This is a genomic window from Rhodococcus sp. NS-SX18, assembly GCF_057367935.1.
In genome coordinates this window covers 4661326-4682427 of the sequence record NZ_CM170633.1, presented here as the reverse complement: position 1 = coordinate 4682427, position 21102 = coordinate 4661326, and the positions used below count along the sequence as shown (strand labels likewise).

Here is a 21102-nt window from a genome sequence, read left to right as displayed (position 1 = left end):
TCAGTCGCGGCGCTGCCGGGCGATCAGTTCGCTCACGCTGATCGACTGGCTGTTCTCGGCTCCTCCGTGCCGGCCGCCCTGCGCATCCTGCTCGTCGGTCTGCGACCGCTGCGCCGGGGCGTCGTCGGCGGGGGCGCCGGCCTCAGCCGGCGGTGTCGGCTGCGCCCGATCGTCGGTGACCGGCTGATCCGCCGTCCGCGGGTTGGCCCGTCGCAGCTGTGAGAGCCAGTTCTCGATCGCCTGCGGGTCCCGGGCCGGTGCGCCGGAAGAGCGCCGTTGCGGCTGTGCCTGCGGGCGTACGTAGGTCTGGGTCACCGGCGGTGGCACGTCGCCGCGTTGCCGGCGAGGCAACGGGGGCGTGGCAGAGCGACGGCTCTCCGTGGGGGGAACCCCGCCCCGCTCGCCGCTCGAGGGCGGGGGCGGCGTCTGCGGGTCCGGGACCTGCTGCGGGCGGGGCCGCTGCGGCAGGGGATGCTGTGCCTGCGGTTGCGGGGCCTGCGGTTGCGGGGCCTGCGCCCGCTCGGGGCGTGGCTGGGGTTCGGGTGCCGGCGGGCGGGGACTGTCCGGGGTGGGAGCCGGCCGCGGCGGCGTCGGGATCCGGCCCGACGGATTCGCCGCCGCCGGCTGCTGCGGCCGTGCCGGCGGCGAGGCCGGGGCGGCACCGGTCGGGCGGCGGGACGGCCGGTCCCGACCCTCCGGGGCCCGTGCCGGCGGCTCCGCCGGGCGCGGTGGGCGAGGGGGCGCCGACCGGCGGACGGGTGGCTGCAGGTCGCGCACGCGCCGCTGCTCGGCGGCCGAGCGGGGTGGGGCGATCTTCGGCAGCGGCTGCGTCATCGGATCGTCCATGGCGACGCCGGCGACGGTCGGCAGGCGATGCGACCCGGTGGCTGCGACGGTGGCCGGACCGAACATGCCGACGGTGATCAGCTCCGGCACGTCCTGCGGCATGAGCTCGTTGTCGAGGATCGGCTCGGCGAGCCCGATCCTGGCCTGGATGCGCTTCATCCACGCCGGTGCCCACCAGCAGTCGTCGCCGAGCAGCTTCATCGTCGCCGGCACGAGCAGCATGCGGATGACGGTGGCGTCGATGATCAGGGCCGCGATCATGCCGTAGGCGATGTACTTCATCATCACCAGTTCCGAGAAGCCGAAGGCGCCGGTCACGACGATCAGGATCAGCGCCGCGGCCGTGATGATGCGGCCGGTGTGGGCCGTGCCGATCCGGATGGACTCGGTGGTGCTCGCCCCCTGCGAGCGGGCTTCGACCATCCGGGAGAGCAGGAACACCTCGTAGTCGGTGGACAGGCCGTAGATGATCGCGATGATGAGTACGAGTACCGGCGACATGATGGGGCCGGGGGTGAAGTTCAGGGCGCCGGCGCCGTGGCCGTCGATGAAGATCCACGTGAGGATGCCGAGGGTGGAGCCCAGGCCCAGTGCGCTCATCAGTGCCGCCTTGATCGGCAGCACCAGTGACCCGAAGGCCAGGAACATCAGCAGGGTCGTGAGCACCACGACCACCGTCACCATCAACGGCAGCGTGTTCATCAGGGCGGCGATCGAATCCTGCTCGATCGCCGGTGTCCCGCCGACGAGTACCTCCACGCCGTCGGGCCACTGCGCCGCATGCAGATAGTCGATGGTCTCCGCAGAGTTGTTGCGGTCCTCGAGGCCGGCCTTGACGACGCGGACGCCGTCCCGAGCGGGGCCTTCGATGGTGAACTTCTCCACCAGGCCGGGCGCCGAGCTGGCCGTCTGGATGATCTGGTTGAGATCGCCCCCCTCGGCCCCGCGGACGACGATGCGTACCGGCTCGGCGCGCTGGCCGGGGAACAGTTCGTCGAACTGCTCCTGGGCGAGCCGGGTCGGGTGGTCGGGCGGCAGGTAGGTCTCGTTGATGCCGCCGAACTTGATGCCGGTCAGCGGCACGATGAGCAGCAGCAGGCCGATCACGGTGGGAATCGTGACCTTGAGCGGGTTGCGCATCACCCAGCGGGTGATGCGTCCCCAGATGCTGTTCTCGATCTGTTCGTTGGACTGGATCTGCCCGAACCGGGACCAGCCCCACTTGTCGATGTTCTTGCCGAGGATGGCCAGCATGGCGGGCAGCAGTGTGATCGAGGTGATCGCCGCAAGGGACACCGTCGCGATCGCGCCGTAGGCGACGGACTTGAGGAATCCCTGCGGGAACAGCAGCAGGCCGCCGAGGCTGGTGACGACCATCGTCGCGGAGAACACCACGGTGCGTCCCGCCGTCATCACCGTGCGGCGGATCGCGGCGGGCGTGGCGTAACCCTCGGCGAGTTCCTCCCGGAACCGGGACACCATGAACAGGCCGTAGTCGATCGCCAGACCCAGGCCGATCAGGGACACCACCGGGGCGACGAACGAGTTCACCTCGGTGAAGTTCGTGATGAGCCGCACGATGCCGTTGGCGGCGACGACCGTCAGTCCGCCGGTGATCAGCGGCATCGCGGCCGCGATCACCCCGCCGAAGACGAAGAACAGCAGGATACCGACCGCCGGGATGGCGAGCAGTTCCATGCGCTTGATGTCCTGCGCCATCGTGTCGTTGAGGGCGCCGGAGATCGGTTGCAGGCCGGCGAGCTGCACGTCGACCCCGTCGATGAGGAACTCGTCCTTCACGTCGCGGAAGTTGTTGGTCAGCTCTGTGTCGTTGTCGCCGGCGATGGCGATCGACGCCACCGCGTGCTGCCGGGACTCGTCCGCGAGAGCGGGCACCGCGGGGGCCCCGTCCGTCGGCCAGTACGCGCCGTTGATCTTCAGGATCTGATCGGAGTGGTCGGCGACCAGCGAGTTCAGGCTGTCCTTGACCTTCGCCGCGAACTCCGGATCGTCGACCGTCCTGCCCTCCGGCGCCGTGTACAGCGCGAGGACGTCGCCGTTCGTGTCCCGGCCGAAGGTGCCGTCGGCCAGCTTCGCCGCGGCGACGGACTCCGAGCCGGGATCGTCCCAGCCGCTCTGACTGAGATGATCGCTCAGGCCCGCGCCGTACCCGGCGAGCCCGAGCAGACCGGCGACCATCACCGCGATAACGGTGAAGCGCGCACGGTGGACGAGCTCTCCCCAGCGGTCGAACACGAAACTCTCCTATTCGGCCACGCTCTTGCGGCCCACGAGCAGGGCGGACAGCGGTCGGAACGGCTGCAACCAGGCGCCCTCGTCGGGCAGCGAGTCCAGGCTCACGCGTGGCAGCGGCTCGCGGAACACCCCCGGGATGTCCTCGAGGTCGAGGAAGTCGAGCACCTCGGACGTGACCGCCCAGCTGGCGTGCTCGCGGAAACCGAGGACCTGCACCGCCACGCCGGTGGCGGCGATCTCCTCGAGCGGTTCCCGGAACGCCTGCCCGTCGGCGGAGGCGACCATCACCCCCGCCAGACCCTCACTGCGTCGCAGCGCGATGTGCCGCAACATGTCGGAGTCTACGTCGCTGTCCTCGTCGATCTTCGGCTTGGCGAACACCGCGAAACCCACGTTGCGCAACGCCTCGACCCACGGGCGGACCACGTCGGCGCTGCCCGGGGCGATGTTCGTGAACACCGTCGCCTCGGGCTCGAGGGTGGCCGTCGTGGTGCGTGAGAGTTCGGCCGTGCGGCTGAGCAGCCACCGTCCGAGCGCGTCGAACCGCGGCCGGTACGCGGCGGTGGGCCGGCCACCCAGGATGGCACCGAGACCCATGTCCAGGTTCGGCGCGTCCCACACGAGCAGCACCCGCTCGCGCCGCTCGGTGCCGTCCGCCGGGGGAGCCGCGGACACGTCGGACACTTCTTCGTGGACGCTCATGCCCTGATCTTCCCCCAGACGAGCTCGGTGATGCTGCTGCCCACCCGCTGCGCCTTGTCCTCGAACTTCGTGACGGGCCGTTCGTGGCTGATGGGGGACTCCCAGTCGAGGCTCGTCAGCAACGGCTCGGCGTTGCCCGCCTCGGCGATGGCTTCGGCGTACTCGGCGTGGTCGGTCGCGACGTGCAGCACGCCGCCCGGCTGCAGCCGGCTCGCGATCAGGGCGAACGTCGGGGGCTGCAGGAGCCGCCGCTTGTGGTGGCGGGCCTTGGGCCACGGGTCGGGGAAGAAGACCCGCACTCCGGTCAGCGACTCGGGGGCCACCATGTGCTCCAGTACCTCGACGGCGTCGCCGCGCAGGATCCGCAGGTTCCGGATCGGCGTGTCGGTGTCGTAGGTGCGCTCGATCTGCTGCAGGGTCTGCGCGATACCGGGCTTGTAGACCTCGACGGCGACGAGATTCACGTGTGGTTCGGCACGGGCCATCGTCACCGCGGCGGTTCCGGTGCCGGAGCCGATCTCCAGCACGACCGGTGCGGAGCGGCCGAACCAGGCATCCATGTCGAGCCGGTCGTCGCCGACGTCGCGGCCCAGCTCGGGCCAGCAGCGGTCCCACGACTCCTGCTGCGGGAGCGTCAGCGCACCCCGCCGCGAGCGGAAACTCGTCACCCGCGGGTACAGACGGTTTCCTCGGGTCGGGCCCTGCTCCAGCGTCTCGGTCGTGTCCAGATCGGCGTCGTTCACCCGACCATTGTCGCGTATCGACGGAGTGTGTGGCAGGAGGGACTGAAGTGACCACAGTGTTTTCTCAGGGTGCCGACGCCCCGGGCCGCTGCCGTCGCCCGCCCCCTCTGTCAGAATCGGCGGCGACACACGGGGGTGGTCATGGTGGGGGATGCGGGGGTCGCGCACGCTCGTTGGCGGCACATCGTCGAGGACATCGGCCGGTTCGACGCCGGAGCCGGCCGGCAGGCCCAGCGCGCCCTCGAGCGGCACGACGCCCCGCTGCGGGTGCAGATCGCCGGTCGCGGCGGGGCCGTCCGTCCCACCCTCCGCAGCGCCGTCGAGGCGGCGGTCGCGCGCGTCGAGGCCGCGGAACTCGACTCGCCGGACCGGCTCGAACCGGTCCTCGACGCGGACGTCGTCCTCCTCGTCCTCGCCGCGCGGGCGCACCCCGCCGATCTGGCGGCGCTCCTCACCGTCGACGCCGAACGACTCGTCGTCGTGCTCGATCGGACCGAGGGACTCGACGACGCCGACGCCGCATTCGCCCACGCCGCCGCGCAGGTGCGACGGCCGGTCCTCGCGCCCGGGTCGGCGCCGGCGGCGGTGGCCCACCGGCTCGGATCCGCGCGCCGCCGCCGCGCCGCCGCGCTCGCCCGCGACCTGGCCGGCATCGCGGCCGGCCCGCGAGCCCGCGACGTCATCGAATCCGTCCTCGACGATCTCCTCGGGTCGGAGTGGTGATCCCGGCCGATGTCGGCGACGTCGTGCGCCGCTGGAACCCGGACGGATGGGCTCGGCTGCACGCACCGGTGGGCCCGCCGCGGGTCCGGGTGGCCGGGGTCGACGGTTGCGGTTGCGCAGTCCTCGTCGACGAACTCTCCGCGCTCGACGCTGCCCCGGAGTACGTCCGCGACGGTCCCGCGACCGTCGTGCTCATGGTGTTCGAGGCCTCGGCCTACCTCGGCCGGACCGAACTCGCCGTCCTCGAGTCCGCCGGACGGGGCGCCGGCCGCGTGGTGTGCGCCCTCACCGGCATCGACGCGCACCCGGACTGGCGGGACGTGCACGACCGGGACGTCGCCCTGCTGCAGCGGCACGCGCCCTGGCTCGGTCCGGTGGCCCTGCTGCCCGTCGGGGCGTCGCTCGCCGCCCGCGCCCGCGTCGTCGGCGGCGACGCGGGCGCGGTGCTGCGACTCGAATCCGGGATCGTGGACCTGCACGAGGCCCTGACGGCGGCGCTCGTCGCGGGCCCGCACACGGACCGGGCCCTGCGTACCGCCGTCGTCGCCGAGACCCGCCACCTCGTGATCCGCGCGGCCGCCGAGTTGCGCGCCGGCGACGACACCGCGGCACTGCGCGCCGAACGGGCGCGATGGAGCCTGTGCGCGTCCACTCCCACCGACGACGGCAGTCTCCGAGCCGAGCTGCAACGGGCCCGCCTCGACACCGCGCAGGCCGTGGCGGCGGCCGTCCGGGCGGCGTCCGCCGAGGTCCGCGACGCACTCGAGTCGGTGGATCCGGCGCTCGTGCCGGATCTGCTCGACGACGCGGTGCGCGGCCTGTACGTCCGGGTGGACGCGGTCGTCACCGCGCGGCTGGCCCGCCTCGATCCGATCGAACAGCGACCGGCCGGACCGCCGGTGGCGCCTCCGCGTCTCGCGCCGCCCTCCCCACGACGTTCCGTGGAGGACCGCCTCACCGTGGTGATCGGTGCTTCGGCGGCGGCCGGACTGGGACGGGTCGCGGTGTCCCCACTGTCCCTGGTGCCCGGGCTCGAGCTGGCGACGGTACCGCTGAGCCTGCTGCTCGGCGCGGCGGCCGCGTGGTGGCTGGTGCGGATACGCCGCCGGCTCGCCGATCGGGATCGGATGCGCCGGTGGGCGCTCGAGGAACTCGTCGACGTGCGGGCCGAACTCGAGGCCGTCGCGCTCGAGCGCCTCGTCGACGCCGAGGCCCGGCTCGCGGCCGCCGTCGCCACCGCGCGTGCCGCCCGGATCGCCGCCGCGCGGGAGCGCATCGCCGCCGTCGACGACGAACTGCGACGTCGCGCCGAGGACCGGGCCGGGAAGCTGGCCGCCTGCGAGCGCGATCTCGCGGTACTCGCCCGGGCGGGAACCGCCGGCCGGGCGGGTGCGTCCAACGCGATGACGGCATCCGACGGTGGGGCACGGGAGTGAGGAGCGCACGATGGTGGACGGTTCGATCGACATCGACGACGGGGAACCCGGTCCACCCGTCCCGGGACGTCCGTCGTTCGTCCCGGGACTGGTCCCGGCCCTGCTCGACCCGGTCGGCCCGGCTGCACTGCCCCCGCCCGTGGACGTCGACGGCGACGGCCTGCCCGAGACCGTCACGTTCACCACCGCGGAGGCCCTCGTCGTCGCGTCGGACACCGACGCCGACGGCTGGTTCGACCGGGTCACCGAACTCGGCGACGACGGACGGTTCGGCGTGTGGCAGTTCCGGTGCGACGTCGACGGGGCAGAGTCCTGGACCCGCATTGACGAAGGTCACCTGGATGGGGAAAAGTGAGACAAATCGCCTGTGCCGAGAGGGTGTGAGGCGGGTACGCTGTCGCCCCTCTGAATCGTTTCTGTGACATTTCCGACCGGCCCCGATTGCCATCACCCCGAAGTCCGGCGTTAACCTCTATGAATAGGACATCCGGCGCCCGCCTCGTCCGTTCGGCCACGGAGGAAGCGGGTGGTACCCCTGCCGAGAGGGGGAGTCCGGGTCCGCCGCTGGTCCCTGGGACGGTTCGTCGCAGGTCGGGGGAGGGATCCGGTTCCGGCGCACCCCAGGAGAGTTTGATGACCTCAGTGACCATTCCCGGTCTGAACGGCACCGACGGCACGCCCCCGACCCAGCACGCCGAGCTGCTCGCATGGGTACAGGAGGTCGCCGAACTCACTCAGCCGGACCGGGTCGTCTGGGCCGACGGGTCCGACGAGGAATGGGACCGGCTGACCACCCAGCTGGTCGAGGCAGGGACCTTCACCCGCCTCGACGACGAGAAGAAGCCCAATTCCTTCCTGGGTAACTCCGACCCGTCGGACGTCGCGCGCGTCGAGTCGCGCACCTTCATCTGCTCGCGCAACGAGGTCGATGCCGGACCCACCAACAACTGGATGGACCCGGCCGAGATGCGGGCCACCATGACCGAGCTGTACCGCGGCAGCATGCGCGGACGCACCCTCTACGTGGTGCCGTTCTGCATGGGCCCGCTCGGCGCGGACGACCCGAAGCTCGGCGTCGAGATCACCGACTCGGAGTACGTCGTCGTCTCCATGCGGATCATGACCCGCATGGGCACCGCGGCCCTGGAGAAGCTGGGCACCGACAAGCCCTTCGTCAAGGCCCTGCACTCCGTGGGTGCACCGCTCGAGCCCGGCCAGAAGGACGTGCCGTGGCCGTGCAACGACACCAAGTACATCACCCACTTCCCGGAGGACCGGGAGATCTGGAGCTACGGCTCCGGCTACGGCGGCAACGCCCTCCTCGGCAAGAAGTGCTACTCGCTGCGTATCGCGTCGGCCATGGCGCACGACGAGGGCTGGCTCGCCGAGCACATGCTGATCCTCAAGCTGATCTCGCCGGAGGACAAGGCCTACTACATCGCGGCCGCGTTCCCGAGCGCCTGCGGCAAGACCAACCTCGCGATGATCCAGCCGACCATCCCGGGCTGGCGCGCCGAGACCCTCGGCGACGACATCGCGTGGATGCGGTTCGGTGAGGACGGCCGGCTGTACGCGGTCAACCCCGAGTACGGCTTCTTCGGCGTCGCGCCCGGCACGAACCACGGCTCCAACCCCAACGCCATGAAGACGATGGAGGCCGGCAACACGCTGTACACCAACGTCGCGCTGACCGACGACGGCGACGTGTGGTGGGAGGGGCTCGAGGGCGATCCGCAGCACCTCACGGACTGGAAGGGCAACGACTGGACTCCCGAGTCCGGCACCCCGGCCGCGCACCCGAACTCGCGGTACTGCACCCCGATGTCGCAGTGCCCGATCCTCGCGCCCGAGTGGGACGATCCGCAGGGCGTGCCGATCTCCGCGATCCTGTTCGGCGGTCGCCGCAAGACGACGGTGCCGCTGGTGAGCGAGTCCCTCGACTGGCAGCACGGCACCTTCCTCGGTGCGACGCTGTCGTCCGAGCAGACCGCCGCCGCAGAGGGCAAGGTCGGCACCGTCCGTCGTGACCCCATGGCGATGCTGCCGTTCATCGGGTACAACGCCGGCGACTACCTGAACCATTGGATCAACATCGGCAAGTCCGCCGACTCGGACAAGCTGCCGAAGATCTTCTACGTGAACTGGTTCCGTCGCGGTGACGACGGCCGCTTCCTGTGGCCGGGCTTCGGCGAGAACTCCCGAGTGCTCAAGTGGATCGTCGACCGCATCGAGCACCGGGCCGGCGCCCAGTCCACGCCCATCGGCTTCGTGCCGTCGGCCGCGGACCTCGACCTCGAGGGCCTCGACGTCGACCGCGACGACGTCGACGAGGCACTGAAGGTCGACGTGGCGGAGTGGAAGGAAGAGCTGCCCCTGATCGAGGAGTACTTCGAGTTCCTCGGTGAGAAGGTGCCCTCCGGCATCCGTGACGAGTTCGAGGCCCTGAAGCAGCGCCTCGGCTGACGCCTGACCGACCGAATGTCACATCGGATCGCTTGGATCGATCCGATGTGACATTCGGCGTTTCAGGGGTGCCGGCTGCTCAGGACGACCGGCTCGTGAGCCATTCGTCGATGCGACGTCGTGCCTCCTCGGGCGGGACGTCCTCGACCCGCGTCATGATCGCCCACCGGTGCCCGAACGGATCGAGGATCGTCCCGAACCGGTCCCCGGTGACGAACGTCGACGGTTCCTCGAAGACCTGCGCCCCCTGCTCGACGGCCCGGACGAACGTCGCGTCGACGTCGGTGCAGTACAGCACGTAGGAATGGTCGACGACGTTCGTCCCGTCCGGGGCGCGCAGGCCCATGGCCGGCGCGGGGTCGCTCAGCTGGAGCCGGCCGCTGCCGAAGTCCAGTTCGGCGTGGGCGATCGTGCCGTCGGGTCCGTCGGTGCGGTCGACGACCTCGGCGCCGAACACGGTGCGGTAGAACTCGACGGCGCGGGCCGCACCGTCCACGACGAGGAACGGTGTGAGGGCGGTGTAGCCGGTGGGAATCGGTTTCACGGAATGCGTCATGCGACCAGTCTGGCGTCGTCACGAGCTGCAGTATTGGACGTTTCCGACATCCTTCGTCCCGTGCCACGGACCGAATGTCACATAGGTTCGATTCGATCGAAGGAATGTGACATTCGGTCAGTTCCGCGGAGAGGGGTTCGCGGTAGGGCCGTTGTCGGCTCCCCACGTGAATCGGGCATCCGGCGGAATGATGCAATAGGTGACGACGGAACCAATCCGGTCGGCACTGCGACCGGGAGGAGGATCGGGCCCATGAGCGGTATCTACAACAATGTCACCGAGCTGGTCGGGCGAACCCCGATCGTGCGGCTGAACCGGCTGACCGAGGGGCTCGACGCCCAGGTCGCGGTGAAGCTCGAATTCTACAACCCGGCCAACAGCGTCAAGGACCGGATCGGCGTGGCGATCATCGACGCGGCCGAGAAGTCCGGCGAGCTGCGTCCCGGTGGGACGATCGTCGAGGGGACCAGCGGCAACACCGGCATCGCGCTGGCGATGGTCGGTGCCGCACGCGGCTACAAGGTCATCCTGACGATGCCCGAGACGATGTCCACCGAGCGGCGCGTGATGCTGCGGGCGTTCGGCGCCGAGATCGTCCTGACCCCCGGCTCCGAGGGTATGGCCGGCGCGGTGTCGAAGGCGGAGGAGATCGTCGCGAAGACCGAGAACGCGATCCTCGCCCGCCAGTTCGCGAACCCGGCGAACCCGGAGATCCACTACAACACCACCGGTGAGGAGATCTGGAAGGACACCGGCGGGGAGGTCGACATCTTCGTCGCCGGCATCGGCACCGGCGGCACCATCACCGGAGCGGGCCGCAGGCTCAAGGAATACAAGCCGGAGGTGAAGATCGTCGGCGTCGAGCCCATCGATTCGCCGATCCTCACCGGCGGGCAGCCGGGCCCGCACAAGATTCAGGGCATCGGCGCGAACTTCGTGCCGGACGTGCTCGATCGCGCGGTCTACGACGAGATCGTCGACGTCTCGTTCGACGACGCCGTGCGCGTGGGCCGGGATCTCGGCACGCAGGAGGGCATCCTCGGCGGCATCTCGTCCGGTGCGATCGTGTGGGCGGCGCTGGAACTGGCGAAGCGCCCGGAGAATGCCGGCAAGCTCATCGTCGCCGTGGTCTGCGACTTCGGCGAGCGGTACATCTCCACTCCGCTGTTCGAGCACATCCGGGACTGAACGAATCGTGAGTGTTCTGCGTACCCTCCGGGAAGACCTGCAGGCGGCCCGGGGCCACGATCCGGCGTCGCGTGGTGACATGGAGAACGCCCTCGTGTACTCGGGCCTGCACGCGATCTGGTCGCACAGGCTGGCACACCGGATGTGGGCGCGGCCGGCGCTGCGGGGACCTGCCCGCATCCTGGCGCAGTTCACCCGCTTCCTCACGGGCATCGAGATCCACCCCGGCGCGACGATCGGCCGGCGATTCTTCGTCGACCACGGCATGGGCGTGGTGATCGGAGAGACCGCCGAGATCGGCGAAGACGTGATGATCTATCACGGCGTCACGCTCGGCGGACGGTCGCTGGCACGGACGAAGCGGCACCCGACCATCGGCAACCGGGTCACCATCGGCGCGGGGGCGAAGGTCCTCGGGCCGGTGGTGATCGGCGACGACGTCGCGATCGGCGCGAACGCGGTCGTCACCCGCGACGTCCCCGCCGACTCGATCGCCGTCGGCATCCCGGCGACGATCCGGCCGCGCAAATCGCACGAGGAACTCGTCGACCCGGCGTGCTACATCGATCCCGCGATGTACATCTGACGTCCATCGCCGTCTGACGGCCGCATGTCACATCGGGTCGACTGGATCGACCCGATGTGACATTCGGCCCAGACCCGGGAGAGGGGGTCAGGCGCCGTAGCCGGGCGGGTACAGCACCGACTTGGTCTCGCAGAACGCCTCGACGCCCTCAGGGCCGTTCTCCCGTCCGATACCGGAATTCTTGTAGCCGCCGAACGGCGAGCCCGGGTCGAAGGCGTACCAGTTGATGCCGTAGGTGCCGGTGCGTACCCGCGACGCCACCTCGAGGCCCTTGTCGACGTCGGTGGTGTAGACGGAGCCGGCGAGGCCGTAGTCGGAGTCGTTGGCGATCTTCACCGCCTCGTCCACGCTGTCGTACGGGATCACGCACAGCACGGGACCGAAGATCTCCTCGCGCGCGATGGTCATGGAGTTGTCGACGTCCGCGAAGATGGTCGGTTCGACGAAGTATCCCTTGTCGAGTCCGGCGGGCCGGCCACCGCCGAGCACCACTCGCGCGCCCTCCTCCTTGCCCTTGGCGATGTAGCCCTCGACCCGGTCGCGCTGCTTGGCGGAGATCAGGGGCCCGAGCTGTGCGGTTGCGTCGTCGGGGGCGCCGACGGGGAAGAACGCGGCGGTCGCGACCATCTTCTCGACGACCTCGTCGTAGCGCGAGCGCGGCGCGAGGATGCGGGTCTGGCCGACGCAGGCCTGTCCGGTGTTCATCAGACCGGACATCACGAGCATCGCGATCGTCGAGTCGAGGTCGGCGTCCTCGAGGACGATGGCGGCGGACTTGCCGCCGAGCTCGAGCGAGCAGCGTTTGAGGTTGCGGGCCGCGATCTCGCCGATGTGCTTGCCGACGGCGGTCGAACCGGTGAAGGTGATCTTGTCGATGTCCGGGTGCGAGACGAGGTACTCGCCGGTCTCGGCACCGCCCGGGACGAGGGAGAGCACGCCCTCGGGCAGGCCCGCCTCGACGAAGATCTCGGCGACCGCGTTGGTGGTCAGTGGCGACTCGGGCGCGGGCTTGAGCACGACGGTGCAGCCGGCGAGCAGGGCCGGCCCGAGCTTGTTGATCATCAGGAACAGCGGCACGTTCCACGCGATGACGGCGGCGACCACGCCGACGGGTTCGCGCGTCACCCGGGAGCGTCCGAAGGCGCCGGTGCGCTCCTCCGTCCAGGGAAACGAATCGGCAAGGCCCGCATAGTAGTTGATCGTCGCCAGCGACGGCGTCACCTGCATCATCTGCACCGAGGCCGGCGGCTGGCCCATCTCGGCGGACAGCGACGCCGCGAGGTCGGCGCTGCGTTCCTCGATCAGCTTGGCCGCCTTGGCGAGCACCTGGGCCCGCTCGGACGGCGTGGTTCGGGACCACGGCCCGTCGTCGAAGGCGCGACGGGCAGCGGCGACGGCGGCGTCGATGTCCTGCGGTCCGGCGACCGGCACGGAACCGACGCGTTCCTCGGTGGCCGGCGAGAACACCTCGAGGCGCTCGTCGGTGGAAGGGGCGGCCCAGCGTCCGCCGATGAAGAGCTTGTCGTAATCGGTCATGTCACCTTTCCTCAACGATCTTCGGTTGCTCACTTGTCCGACCGGGCGGGGTGGGTGTCGACGAACCCGGTGAAGCCGTACTGCCGGTGCGGCCCGATCACGGCGACCTCGAACAGCCCCGTACCGACCGCGTCCGAACCGGTGATCCGGAACCGCGCGAGATGGTCGGTGGGGCAGAACAGCAGCAACGCCGGGTCGATCTCGCGGACGTCGCGGCGCAGCGACTGCACCACCAGCTCGCCCTGCCACATGCCGTGCCGCCAGTCCTGCTCGAGCCCGTAGCCGGTACCGACGGCGAGCAGGTTCGGCACCAGCAGTTCGCAGTCGACGGTCACGACTTCGGACCCGGGCCGGTGGAACGTCAGTACCGCCCCCGTGACGTTGCGGGTGCCCGGCGCGAACACCAGCCGGTGTTCCGGCCGGCCCAGCCACTCGGGCTCGGCGCCGGACCGGATCCGGATCGCCTCCTCGACCAGACGCCGACCCTGGTCGTCCTCCTGCACGATCGTGACGAGCGTGTCGTTCTCGAACTGCATCACCGAATAGATCCAGAAGAAGCCGGGCGTGCCCTCGTGCGCCTTGCGTCCGGGCGGCTCCGGTTCCCCGACCGGGCGCACGCCCCACGAGCGGTCGCGGTTGCCGAGCCATGTCCGTGGATCCACCTGCCGCGTCTGCCTGTCGACCGTGAGAGTGCCCGACCATCGGCCGGACTGCACGAAGCGTGACGTGTCCATGACGACGCGCTCGAGCTGGCGCAGTCGCTGCGGTGTCTCCTCGGTGGCCGGGACGGTGCCGTCGAAGGTGATATCGAAGGAAAGGTCGGCGGTCTCGGCGTGACCCGGCTCGAGGACCACCCGCAGCCGCTGCAGTCCCTCGAGCACCTCGACGCGCAGCGGTCCGACGGTCGTGTGGGTCCGATCGGTCCCGAGTGCCTTCGACGCCCGGACGACGAGGTGGTCGTCGCCGCGGCGCAGCACCGCGAAAGCGTCGGCCACACCGAGATTCGGGTACTGACCCATGCCGACGATCAGGAACAGGTCGGCGGTGTCGGCGGGGTAGCAGTTGAAGTAGTACCGGTCGTAGAAGTTGCGATCGGACGTCGCGACGCGCCGGATCGGTTCGGCCGTCTGATGGACGGGGTAGTCGTCCAGCGGGGAGAGGGAGCTCACGACGCCGGCCCCTGCCGGTCGGTGCCGTCGAGCATCGCCTCGAGGGTGGCGCGGTGCATGATCCCGTCGTCGGGGTCGTCGGGTGGTTCCGCCTGCCCGAAGTGCACCGCGCGAGTGTGGATGCGCAGCATGATGATCGCGTGCTGCAGCGCCGCGTGGACGGTGTAGAAGTGCAGGTCGCGGGGGACGTGACCGGTGCGCTGCGCGTACGTGCGGGCCACGTCGTCGAGACGCAGGAAGTCCGGCAGGCCCGGGAGCCCGGCGGCGACGGCGATGTCCTCGAAGAACCGGTGCAGGAACGTCATCCAGGCCAGGTCCATCTCGCGGGCGCCCAGGGTGGCCAGTTCCCAGTCGAGCACCGCGACGGGCCGGAACCCGTCGAAGAGGATGTTGCCGATCCGCGCGTCGCCCCAGCACAGCACCGCGGGGGAGCGGTCGTCGGGACGGTGGGTGTCGAGCCAGGTGAGCGCCCGCTCGACGAGCGGGGAGCGGGGACCACCGGTGCGGGTGGTCCATTCGTAGTAGGCGCGCTGACGGTCCAGGTGCGCCCGGACGGCGTCGGCGACGGTGCCGGCCGGTCCCAGCCCGGCGCTCGCCGGCGGGACGCCGTGGACCCCGGCGAGCACCTCGACGCAGGCGTCCTGCATGGCGGCGCGCTCGGCGTCGCCGGCCTCGGTGACCCAGGAGCCGAAGTTGTACGGCATCACGTCCGGCGGTACGCGACCGGCGACGCGGGTCATGACGAAGAACGGGGCTCCGAGCGGTGCGGGGTCGGGTTCGTACCAGTGCACAGCCGGGACGGGCACACGGGAGTGCTCGGCGACGGCGCGCATGACACGGGCCTGGCCCTCGAGGTCGTAGGTGGGGAAGACGGGCACGGCGGTCTCGGCCGGGGCGACACGGGCGACGAGCGGACGGTCGACGCCGTCCCAGCGGGCGTCGAACAGCAGCGTCTCGCTGGACATGCCGGTGGTCTCGGGGATGTGCACGTTCTCGACGACCGGGTCGGTCACCTTCGTCGCGAGCCACGAACGCAGGTTCTCCCGGACCTGCTCGGGATCGCGCCGGGAGTCGCTGGGCCGGGCGACCTCGGCGTCGTGGCCGGCGGACGTCGACGCGGCAGGGTCGATGCTCACGCGCTCTCCTTCCGGCCACCGGGGACTGTGACCTCGAACACTAGAACACGTTACAAGTTTTCGGAAGGGGTCAGGCCAGGTGGGTCCCGAACCAGGCGAGCATCCGGTCGTACGCCTGGGCGGCCGCGTCCGCGTTGTACCGGGGGCCGGTGTCGTTGAAGAAGGCGTGGTCGGCGCCGGGGTAGGTGACCACCTCGTGGGCCAGGCCCGCCCGCTCGAGCGCCGCGGTCGCCGCGTCCCGCGAGGCGTTCACCCGCTGGTCGAGTTCGGCGTAGATCGCGAGGACGGCGGCGCGGGAGCCGGCGAAGTCGGCAGCGTCGGGCAGCGGTCCGTAGAACGGGACGGCCGCCGCGACGCGCGGGTCGCCGGTCGTCAGCAGCAGCCAGGTCATACCGCCGCCGAAGCAGAATCCCACGGCGCCGATGCCCCGATCGGGTACCCGCCGGGTCAGTTCGTCGATGCCCGACCGCATGTCCTGGGAGAACCGTTGCGGCGGAACGGTGCTCAGCGCCGCCGTGGCCTGTGCCGGGTCCGTGAACACGGCCGTGCCGCCCTCCTCGGAGAGGAGGTCGATCGCGAGCGCCGAGTAGCCGGCCCCGGCCAGGCGCCCGGCCACCGAGCGGATGTGGTCGGTGAGCCCCTTGTTCTCGTGGATCACGAGCACGGCGCCCCGGGGGTCCGCCGCCGGCGCCCACGCGCCCTGCAGCGTCCGTCCCTCCGGCCCGGCGAACGTGATCGGCTCCGTCGCAACGGCCTCCGCGGTGCCCGGCGGCGGCCGGTCCGGGGATGCGGGTGCGGCCCCGGTCGGGGTGGAAGATGTTGCGGGCGAATCGTTCTCGTTCGCACAGGCCGCCAGCAGGGCGGCGGACGCGGTGAGACTCAGCCCCATCAGCCCCAGCCGACGCAGCGCCTCGCGGCGGGTGAGCAGACCGTCGGCGTGGTCCACCGCGATCTCCTCGGCGATGTAGCGCTGGAAAGGCGTCATGGCCGCTCCCGTCCCCGAGGGCAATACCTTCGTATTGTGACGCGAGAAGGGGCCGCGGCGCGGGCGATTCGCGCCGAAGCTCAGTCCGCGACGGCGAGGAACCCGGCGCCGGCCAGGGTTCCCGTGGCGGCGAGCCGCGCCGGGACGAGCCGCAGCCCGGACAGGAACGGCAGCCGCGCGTGCCGGGCCGCAGCCGCGCGCATCGGCTGCCACAGCGGCGCGCCGGCCTGGGCGAATCCCCCGCCGACCACCACGAGGTCCACGTCGACCAGCGCCGCGGCCGACGCGATCACCTCCCCCAGGGCCGTCCCCGCCCGTTCCAGCGCGGCCACCGCGACAGGATCACCCGCACCCGCGTCGCGGGCCAGCGCCGCCCCGTCGGCACCGGACCAGCCGTGCGCCCGCGCCCACCGCACCGCGGCGGGCCCGCTCGCCACGGTCTCCACGCACCCGATGCCCCCGCACGCACACGGATCGGTACCCGCGCTCGACACCATGTGCCCGATGTGGCCCGCGTTGCCGGTCCGGCCCCCGGCGATCCGGCCGCCCAGCACCAGGCCACCGCCGATGCCGGTGGAGACCACCACGCCGACGAGGTCGGCCGCACCCCGGCCCGCCCCGAGTCGGTGTTCGGCCAGCGCGGCCGCGGCCCCGTCGACCGCGAGCCGCACCCGTGCGCGCGGGAACAGCCCGCGCACGGCATCGGCCAGATCGAATCCGCGCGCCCACTCGCCGATGTTGATCGGCGCCACCGAGCCGGCGCCGGCGTCGACCGGTCCGGCACTGGCTATTCCGACGGCGGTCACCTCGCCCCCCGCGGCGGCCTGCCGCAGCAGCTGCGCGCACGCCGCCCACACCCCGTGCACCGGCGTCGGCACCGTCCGCGGTGGGTCGAGCGTGCCGTCGACGCGGACGCGGGCAGCCGCCATCTTGGTGCCGCCGACGTCGAGGGCGAGCGCGACCATCAGCGCCGGCGCAGCACGAGCACCAGGTTGCTGACCAGGAACTCCCGCAGCGCGGGAACCCGGACCAGCCACCACGCCCAGCGCGGGTGGTACCGGGGGAACGCGGCCAGCAGCTCCCCGTGCGGCGTCGACCGTGCCCATTGCAGCCCGTCGCGGCAGCCCACCTCGAACAACGAGACCCCGTACCGGTTCTTCGGTTCCCGGCCGTGCCGGCGGGCGTACCGCCGGGCCGCGTACTCACCGCCGAACGCGTGCCACGGGCCGGTCTCGTGCCCCCCGAACGGGCCCCACCACAGCGTGTACGACAGCACCGTCAATCCGCCCGGCCGCGTCACCCGCAGCATCTCCTCGGCCATCACCCACGGCTGCGCCACGTGCTCGGCGACGTTCGACGAGAAGCACACGTCCACCGACCCCGTGCGCAGCGGCAGCGCGAGGCCCGAGCCGCGGACCGATCCGCCCACGGCGAGGCCGGCCGCGTGCATCTCCGACGGATCCGGCTCGACCGGCACGTAGCGGGCGCCCGCCGCGCCGAACACCTCCGCGAAGTATCCCGGTCCGCCGCCGACGTCGACGACGGCCGTGCCGGTGAGGTCCCGGCCGGTCAGGCCCGCGTACAGATCACCGATCAGGTCGACGGTGTCGCGTGCGAGCGAACCGTAGAACAGCTCGGGTGCGGACTGCTCGTGCCGGAAGTCGCCGAGCAGTCCGACGGACCGGCGCAGGGTGGCGCGCCGGGCGAAGGTGCGGGCCACCGGAGGGACGGGCAGGGTCGGAACAACCACGAGGAGCAACCATAGCGGCCCTCGCACTGCACTACCCGCCGGTAACCCTCCACCGCGGGTGCCCCTGCACCCGTTAGTGTGTTCCGGGATACAACCGTCGACGACGAACCACAGGGGGTCGCCACGTGCGCGAGGTTCTGTTGCTGTGCTGGCGCGATACCGGGCACCCCCAGGGCGGAGGCAGCGAACGGTACCTCGAGCAGGTCGGCGCCCAGCTCGCCGCGCGCGGCATCCGCGTCACCCTTCGCACCGCCGCCTACCCCGGTGCCCCCCGCCGCGACGAGATCGACGGCATCACCGTCAGCCGCGGCGGCGGACGGCTCACCGTCTATCCCCGGGCTCTCGCCGCGATCGCCGCCGGGCGTCTCGGCTTCGGCCCGCTGCGCCACCTCCGGCCCGACGCGGTGATCGACACCCAGAACGGCATCCCGTTCTTCTCCCGGCTCGTCGCCGGGGCGCCCGTGACCGTGCTCGTGCACCACTGCCACCGCGAGCAGTGGCCCGTCGCCGGCCGCGTCATGGCCGCCCTGGGCTGGTGGATCGAGTCCACGCTGTCGCCGCGCGTGCACCGCGACGACCAGTACCTGACCGTGTCGCTGCCGTCCGCCGACGAGCTGATGGCCCTCGGGGTCGACCGCGACCGCATCGCCGTCGTGCGCAACGGTGCCGACGCCGTGCCCGCCGGCGTCGAGCCCGGCGACGAACACACCCGCACCGCGCACCCCACCGTGTGCGTGCTGTCGCGGCTCGTACCGCACAAGCAGATCGAGGACGCCCTCGTCGCCGTCGCCGCGCTGCGCGACCGCGTCCCCGGCCTGCACCTCGACGTCATCGGCGGCGGCTGGTGGGAGCGGAACCTGCGCGCGGCCGCCGCGGACCTCGGCATCACCGATGCCGTCACCTTCCACGGCCACGTCGCCGAGGACCGCAAGCACGAACTGCTCGCCCGGTCCTGGGTGCACGTGATGCCGTCCCGCAAGGAGGGCTGGGGGCTCGCCGTGGTCGAGGCCGCCCAGCACGGTGTGCCCACGATCGGCTACCGCAGTTCCAAGGGCCTGACCGACTCGATCATCGACGGCGTCACCGGCGTGCTCGTCGACTCCGCGGACGAGCTCACCGGTGCCGTCGCCGACCTGCTCGCCGACGCCGACCGCCGCCGCACCCTGGGCGGCAAGGCCCGGGTGCGCGCCGCCGAGTTCTCCTGGTCCGCGACCGGGGACGGGGTGCACGAGGTGCTCGCCGCTACGGCCGCGGGCCGTCGCGTCTCAGGACTGTTCCCGCGCCCGGCGCCGACCGCCGTGATGCTCGCGGCGCCGGACGCGCCGTCGCAGGACCAGCAGGCCCACGAGCCCGCCTGCTGACACCGCCGCCCACAGCGCGTGCGCGGCGAGCGCCGCCGTCCGGTCGTCCGACGGGGTCCCGGCGACCCCGGGCACCCGGTACAGCGACAGCGCGGCGTCGGTGACCACCGGCTCGAGCTGCTCGAGCGTGCGGGCCGAGTCGCCGAGATCCCCGGGCGTGCCGTGCTCGACGAGCACCCATCCCACGCCGTGGGCCGCGAGGTCGGCCGGTGCCGCCCCCGCCAGCAGCAGGCGTTCCACCTCCGCGGCCCCCCGGCCCTCGCCGGCAACGGTGCCGCCGGCGACGACCAGTTCCCCGGACTGCAGCACGTCCGCGCGCAGCATCCGGGGGGCCGGATCGAGAACCGGTGCGGCGCCGCTGAACTCGAATCGGCGGAACATGCCGGCCGGCAGCACCGCCACATCGCCGTCGCCGGACGGGACCGTCGCCGCGACCCGCTGCCACGCGTCCGGATACTGCACCGGACGCACGCGTCCACCCACGCCCCACGCCAGGTCCGGAAGGGCCAGCAGCACCGTCAGTGCGGTCGCCGTGGCCCAGACGCCGGCTCGCCCGCCGAAGCGTGCGTGCAACGTGCCGACCCCCGCCGCCGCGGCCAGCGCGTACAGCGGCACCGCCCAGGCCACCCACTTCTGCGTGTCGCGCAGCAGACCCGCACCCGGGACGTGCACCATCGCCCACTCGCCGGCCTGCAGCCCCGGCCCGGTCGCCGCGAGGGCCGGACCGAGCACCGCGACCGCGGCCAGCGCCGTCAGCACGCCGAGCACCGGGTTGCGCCGCCGCCGCCACAGCGCCGGCACCCCGCACGCCACCACCAGCAGCAGCGCCGCCGTGCCGACCAGCGCCCACACCGTCGTCCGCGACGCGGGCACCGCGTCGGCGTTCCAGATGCCGCCGAGCCCCGCCACGCTGCCGAGCGTGCCCAGCGCGGGTTCGGCCCGTGCCGCGAAGGCGCGCACCCCCGCCGGATCCGACCCGTCACCCGCACCGCCGGACACGGCCGTCGCCACCAGCCACGGCGCCGCCACCGCACCCGCCAGCGCCACTGCACCGGCCAGCCGCGGCACCAGCCGGGACCGCCCACCCGGGGGCGCGAGCACGGCCAGCGCCGTCACCGACGCCAGCAGCGCACCCGTCGGGGTCAGGCCCGCCACGCCCAGGCACACCGCCAGCGCCGGCCACCCGGAGCGGGCGCCCCGCCGCACCGCCACGGCGGCCACCACCGTCCACGGCAGCGCCGCGTAGCCCACCAGCAGGCTCCAGTGCCCCTGCAGCAGCCGTTCCGCCACGTACGGGTTCCACACGCCCACCGTCGCCGCCACCAGCCGGGCCGGCAGCCCGGCCGTCGGCAACAGCACCGCCACCAGGCGGGCGCTGCCCCAGCCGGCCGCCCACAGCGCGCCGGTGAGCAACGCGATCACCACCAGACCGCCGTCCACCACCGAACTCGCCGACGCCAGCAGCGCGTCCTGCGGCACGGCCCGCGCCGCGGCATCGGTCAGGCCCAGCGCCGAGTCCGTCGGGAACGACCGTGGAGTGCTCACCGCGTCGCGCAACAGCAGGTAGCCGGGGGAGGTGAGCAGCGGCCCGAGCACCACGGCCGCCAGCGCGAGGCTGTAGAGGGCCGGGACAGCGGGACGCAGCGACACCGGCCTGGGCATGGCC

Annotated in this window: 18 protein-coding genes; 7 read left to right on the top strand and 11 right to left on the bottom strand. The window is 71.9% G+C overall.

What is annotated here, in order from left to right; all coding sequences use genetic code 11:
* From AC2IPW_RS21390 to trmB, 3 genes are read right to left on the bottom strand one after another with little or no spacing between them, the layout of a single operon-like run.
* Entirely contained in the window at positions 1-3102 is a 3102-nt protein-coding gene (locus AC2IPW_RS21390; protein ID WP_486375619.1) for an MMPL family transporter, read from the bottom strand.
* A 9-nt stretch (positions 3103-3111) separates the two neighbouring features.
* The gene (locus tag AC2IPW_RS21385) at positions 3112-3804 is read right to left on the bottom strand and encodes an NYN domain-containing protein (RefSeq protein WP_054375337.1); all 693 of its coding nucleotides are present in this window, start codon (positions 3802-3804) and stop codon (positions 3112-3114) included.
* A complete protein-coding gene (gene trmB, locus AC2IPW_RS21380; protein ID WP_193788867.1) occupies positions 3801-4583 on the bottom strand; it encodes a tRNA (guanosine(46)-N7)-methyltransferase TrmB in 783 nt (260 codons plus the stop codon). The genes AC2IPW_RS21385 and trmB overlap by 4 nt, the downstream gene beginning before the upstream one ends.
* A 105-nt stretch (positions 4584-4688) precedes the next feature.
* Between trmB and AC2IPW_RS21375 the strand changes: the two genes are divergently transcribed.
* The 4 genes from AC2IPW_RS21375 to AC2IPW_RS21360 all read left to right on the top strand — a co-directional run bounded on the left by AC2IPW_RS21375 (position 4689) and on the right by AC2IPW_RS21360 (position 9169).
* Positions 4689-5270, top strand: a complete 582-nt coding sequence (locus AC2IPW_RS21375) for a hypothetical protein (protein ID WP_486375618.1) — start codon at positions 4689-4691, stop codon at positions 5268-5270.
* Positions 5267-6706: a hypothetical protein gene (locus AC2IPW_RS21370; RefSeq protein WP_486375617.1), complete on the top strand. Its 1440-nt coding sequence runs from the start codon at positions 5267-5269 to the stop codon at positions 6704-6706. The genes AC2IPW_RS21375 and AC2IPW_RS21370 overlap by 4 nt, the downstream gene beginning before the upstream one ends.
* Positions 6707-6716: 10 nt before the next feature.
* On the top strand, positions 6717-7061 hold the full coding sequence (locus tag AC2IPW_RS21365; RefSeq protein ID WP_486375616.1) for a DUF6802 family protein: 345 nt from the start codon (positions 6717-6719) through the stop codon (positions 7059-7061).
* 278 nt (positions 7062-7339) lie between these two features.
* Positions 7340-9169 (top strand): phosphoenolpyruvate carboxykinase (GTP), encoded by a 1830-nt coding sequence (locus AC2IPW_RS21360; RefSeq protein ID WP_003939079.1) that lies wholly within the window; start codon positions 7340-7342, stop codon positions 9167-9169.
* Between the two features lie 79 nt (positions 9170-9248).
* On the opposite strand, the gene AC2IPW_RS21355 is transcribed toward AC2IPW_RS21360, so the two are convergent.
* On the bottom strand, positions 9249-9725 hold the full coding sequence (locus tag AC2IPW_RS21355; RefSeq protein WP_054375073.1) for a VOC family protein: 477 nt from the start codon (positions 9723-9725) through the stop codon (positions 9249-9251).
* A 252-nt stretch (positions 9726-9977) separates the two neighbouring features.
* Between AC2IPW_RS21355 and cysK the strand changes: the two genes are divergently transcribed.
* Together cysK and epsC are read left to right on the top strand one after the other, a co-directional pair.
* Entirely contained in the window at positions 9978-10913 is a 936-nt protein-coding gene (cysK, locus tag AC2IPW_RS21350; protein WP_003939081.1) for a cysteine synthase A, read from the top strand.
* A gap of 7 nt (positions 10914-10920) precedes the next feature.
* Positions 10921-11499 carry a serine O-acetyltransferase EpsC gene (epsC, locus tag AC2IPW_RS21345; RefSeq protein WP_040784247.1) on the top strand — a complete coding sequence of 193 codons (579 nt, stop codon included), beginning with the start codon at positions 10921-10923 and terminating at the stop codon, positions 11497-11499.
* A gap of 87 nt (positions 11500-11586) precedes the next feature.
* Here epsC and AC2IPW_RS21340 read toward each other — a convergent pair whose 3' ends face one another.
* The 6 genes from AC2IPW_RS21340 to AC2IPW_RS21315 all read right to left on the bottom strand — a co-directional run bounded on the left by AC2IPW_RS21340 (position 11587) and on the right by AC2IPW_RS21315 (position 18045).
* Positions 11587-13035 carry an aldehyde dehydrogenase gene (locus tag AC2IPW_RS21340; protein ID WP_486375615.1) on the bottom strand — a complete coding sequence of 483 codons (1449 nt, stop codon included), beginning with the start codon at positions 13033-13035 and terminating at the stop codon, positions 11587-11589.
* Between the two features lie 29 nt (positions 13036-13064).
* Positions 13065-14204, bottom strand: coding sequence for an Rv3169 family protein (locus AC2IPW_RS21335; protein WP_486375614.1), 1140 nt, complete (start codon positions 14202-14204; stop codon positions 13065-13067).
* Entirely contained in the window at positions 14201-15340 is a 1140-nt protein-coding gene (locus AC2IPW_RS21330) for a phosphotransferase family protein (RefSeq protein WP_289380167.1), read from the bottom strand. The genes AC2IPW_RS21335 and AC2IPW_RS21330 overlap by 4 nt, the downstream gene beginning before the upstream one ends.
* 70 nt (positions 15341-15410) lie before the next feature.
* On the bottom strand, positions 15411-16325 hold the full coding sequence (locus tag AC2IPW_RS21325) for a dienelactone hydrolase family protein (protein ID WP_416061904.1): 915 nt from the start codon (positions 16323-16325) through the stop codon (positions 15411-15413).
* Positions 16326-16405: 80 nt separating this feature from the next.
* Entirely contained in the window at positions 16406-17290 is an 885-nt protein-coding gene (locus AC2IPW_RS21320; RefSeq protein ID WP_416061903.1) for an ROK family protein, read from the bottom strand.
* Complete coding sequence (locus AC2IPW_RS21315; RefSeq protein WP_040784250.1) at positions 17290-18045, bottom strand: class I SAM-dependent methyltransferase; 756 nt, start codon at positions 18043-18045, stop codon at positions 17290-17292. The genes AC2IPW_RS21320 and AC2IPW_RS21315 overlap by 1 nt, the downstream gene beginning before the upstream one ends.
* A 155-nt stretch (positions 18046-18200) precedes the next feature.
* On the opposite strand from AC2IPW_RS21315, the gene AC2IPW_RS21310 reads away from it, so the two are divergent.
* Entirely contained in the window at positions 18201-19436 is a 1236-nt protein-coding gene (locus AC2IPW_RS21310; RefSeq protein ID WP_486375613.1) for a glycosyltransferase family 4 protein, read from the top strand.
* Here AC2IPW_RS21310 and AC2IPW_RS21305 read toward each other — a convergent pair.
* Positions 19341-21098 (bottom strand): MmpA family trehalose lipid delivery protein, encoded by a 1758-nt coding sequence (locus AC2IPW_RS21305; protein ID WP_486375612.1) that lies wholly within the window; start codon positions 21096-21098, stop codon positions 19341-19343. The genes AC2IPW_RS21310 and AC2IPW_RS21305 overlap by 96 nt on opposite strands.
* Between the last annotated feature and the right edge of the window lie 4 nt (positions 21099-21102).

Excerpts from the sequence above, each read along its gene's own strand:
- AC2IPW_RS21385 (WP_054375337.1), bottom strand. The coding sequence starts at position 3,804 with ATGAGCGTCCACGAAGAAGTGTCCGACGTGTCCGCGGCTCCCCCGGCG.
- AC2IPW_RS21375 (WP_486375618.1), top strand. The coding sequence starts at position 4,689 with ATGGTGGGGGATGCGGGGGTCGCGCACGCTCGTTGGCGGCACATCGTC.
- AC2IPW_RS21365 (WP_486375616.1), top strand. The coding sequence starts at position 6,717 with ATGGTGGACGGTTCGATCGACATCGACGACGGGGAACCCGGTCCACCC.
- AC2IPW_RS21360 (WP_003939079.1), top strand. The coding sequence starts at position 7,340 with ATGACCTCAGTGACCATTCCCGGTCTGAACGGCACCGACGGCACGCCC.
- AC2IPW_RS21355 (WP_054375073.1), bottom strand. The coding sequence starts at position 9,725 with ATGACGCATTCCGTGAAACCGATTCCCACCGGCTACACCGCCCTCACA.
- cysK (WP_003939081.1), top strand. The coding sequence starts at position 9,978 with ATGAGCGGTATCTACAACAATGTCACCGAGCTGGTCGGGCGAACCCCG.
- AC2IPW_RS21340 (WP_486375615.1), bottom strand. The coding sequence starts at position 13,035 with ATGACCGATTACGACAAGCTCTTCATCGGCGGACGCTGGGCCGCCCCT.
- AC2IPW_RS21325 (WP_416061904.1), bottom strand. The coding sequence starts at position 16,325 with ATGACGCCTTTCCAGCGCTACATCGCCGAGGAGATCGCGGTGGACCAC.
- AC2IPW_RS21320 (WP_416061903.1), bottom strand. The coding sequence starts at position 17,290 with ATGGTCGCGCTCGCCCTCGACGTCGGCGGCACCAAGATGGCGGCTGCC.
- AC2IPW_RS21305 (WP_486375612.1), bottom strand. The coding sequence starts at position 21,098 with ATGCCCAGGCCGGTGTCGCTGCGTCCCGCTGTCCCGGCCCTCTACAGC.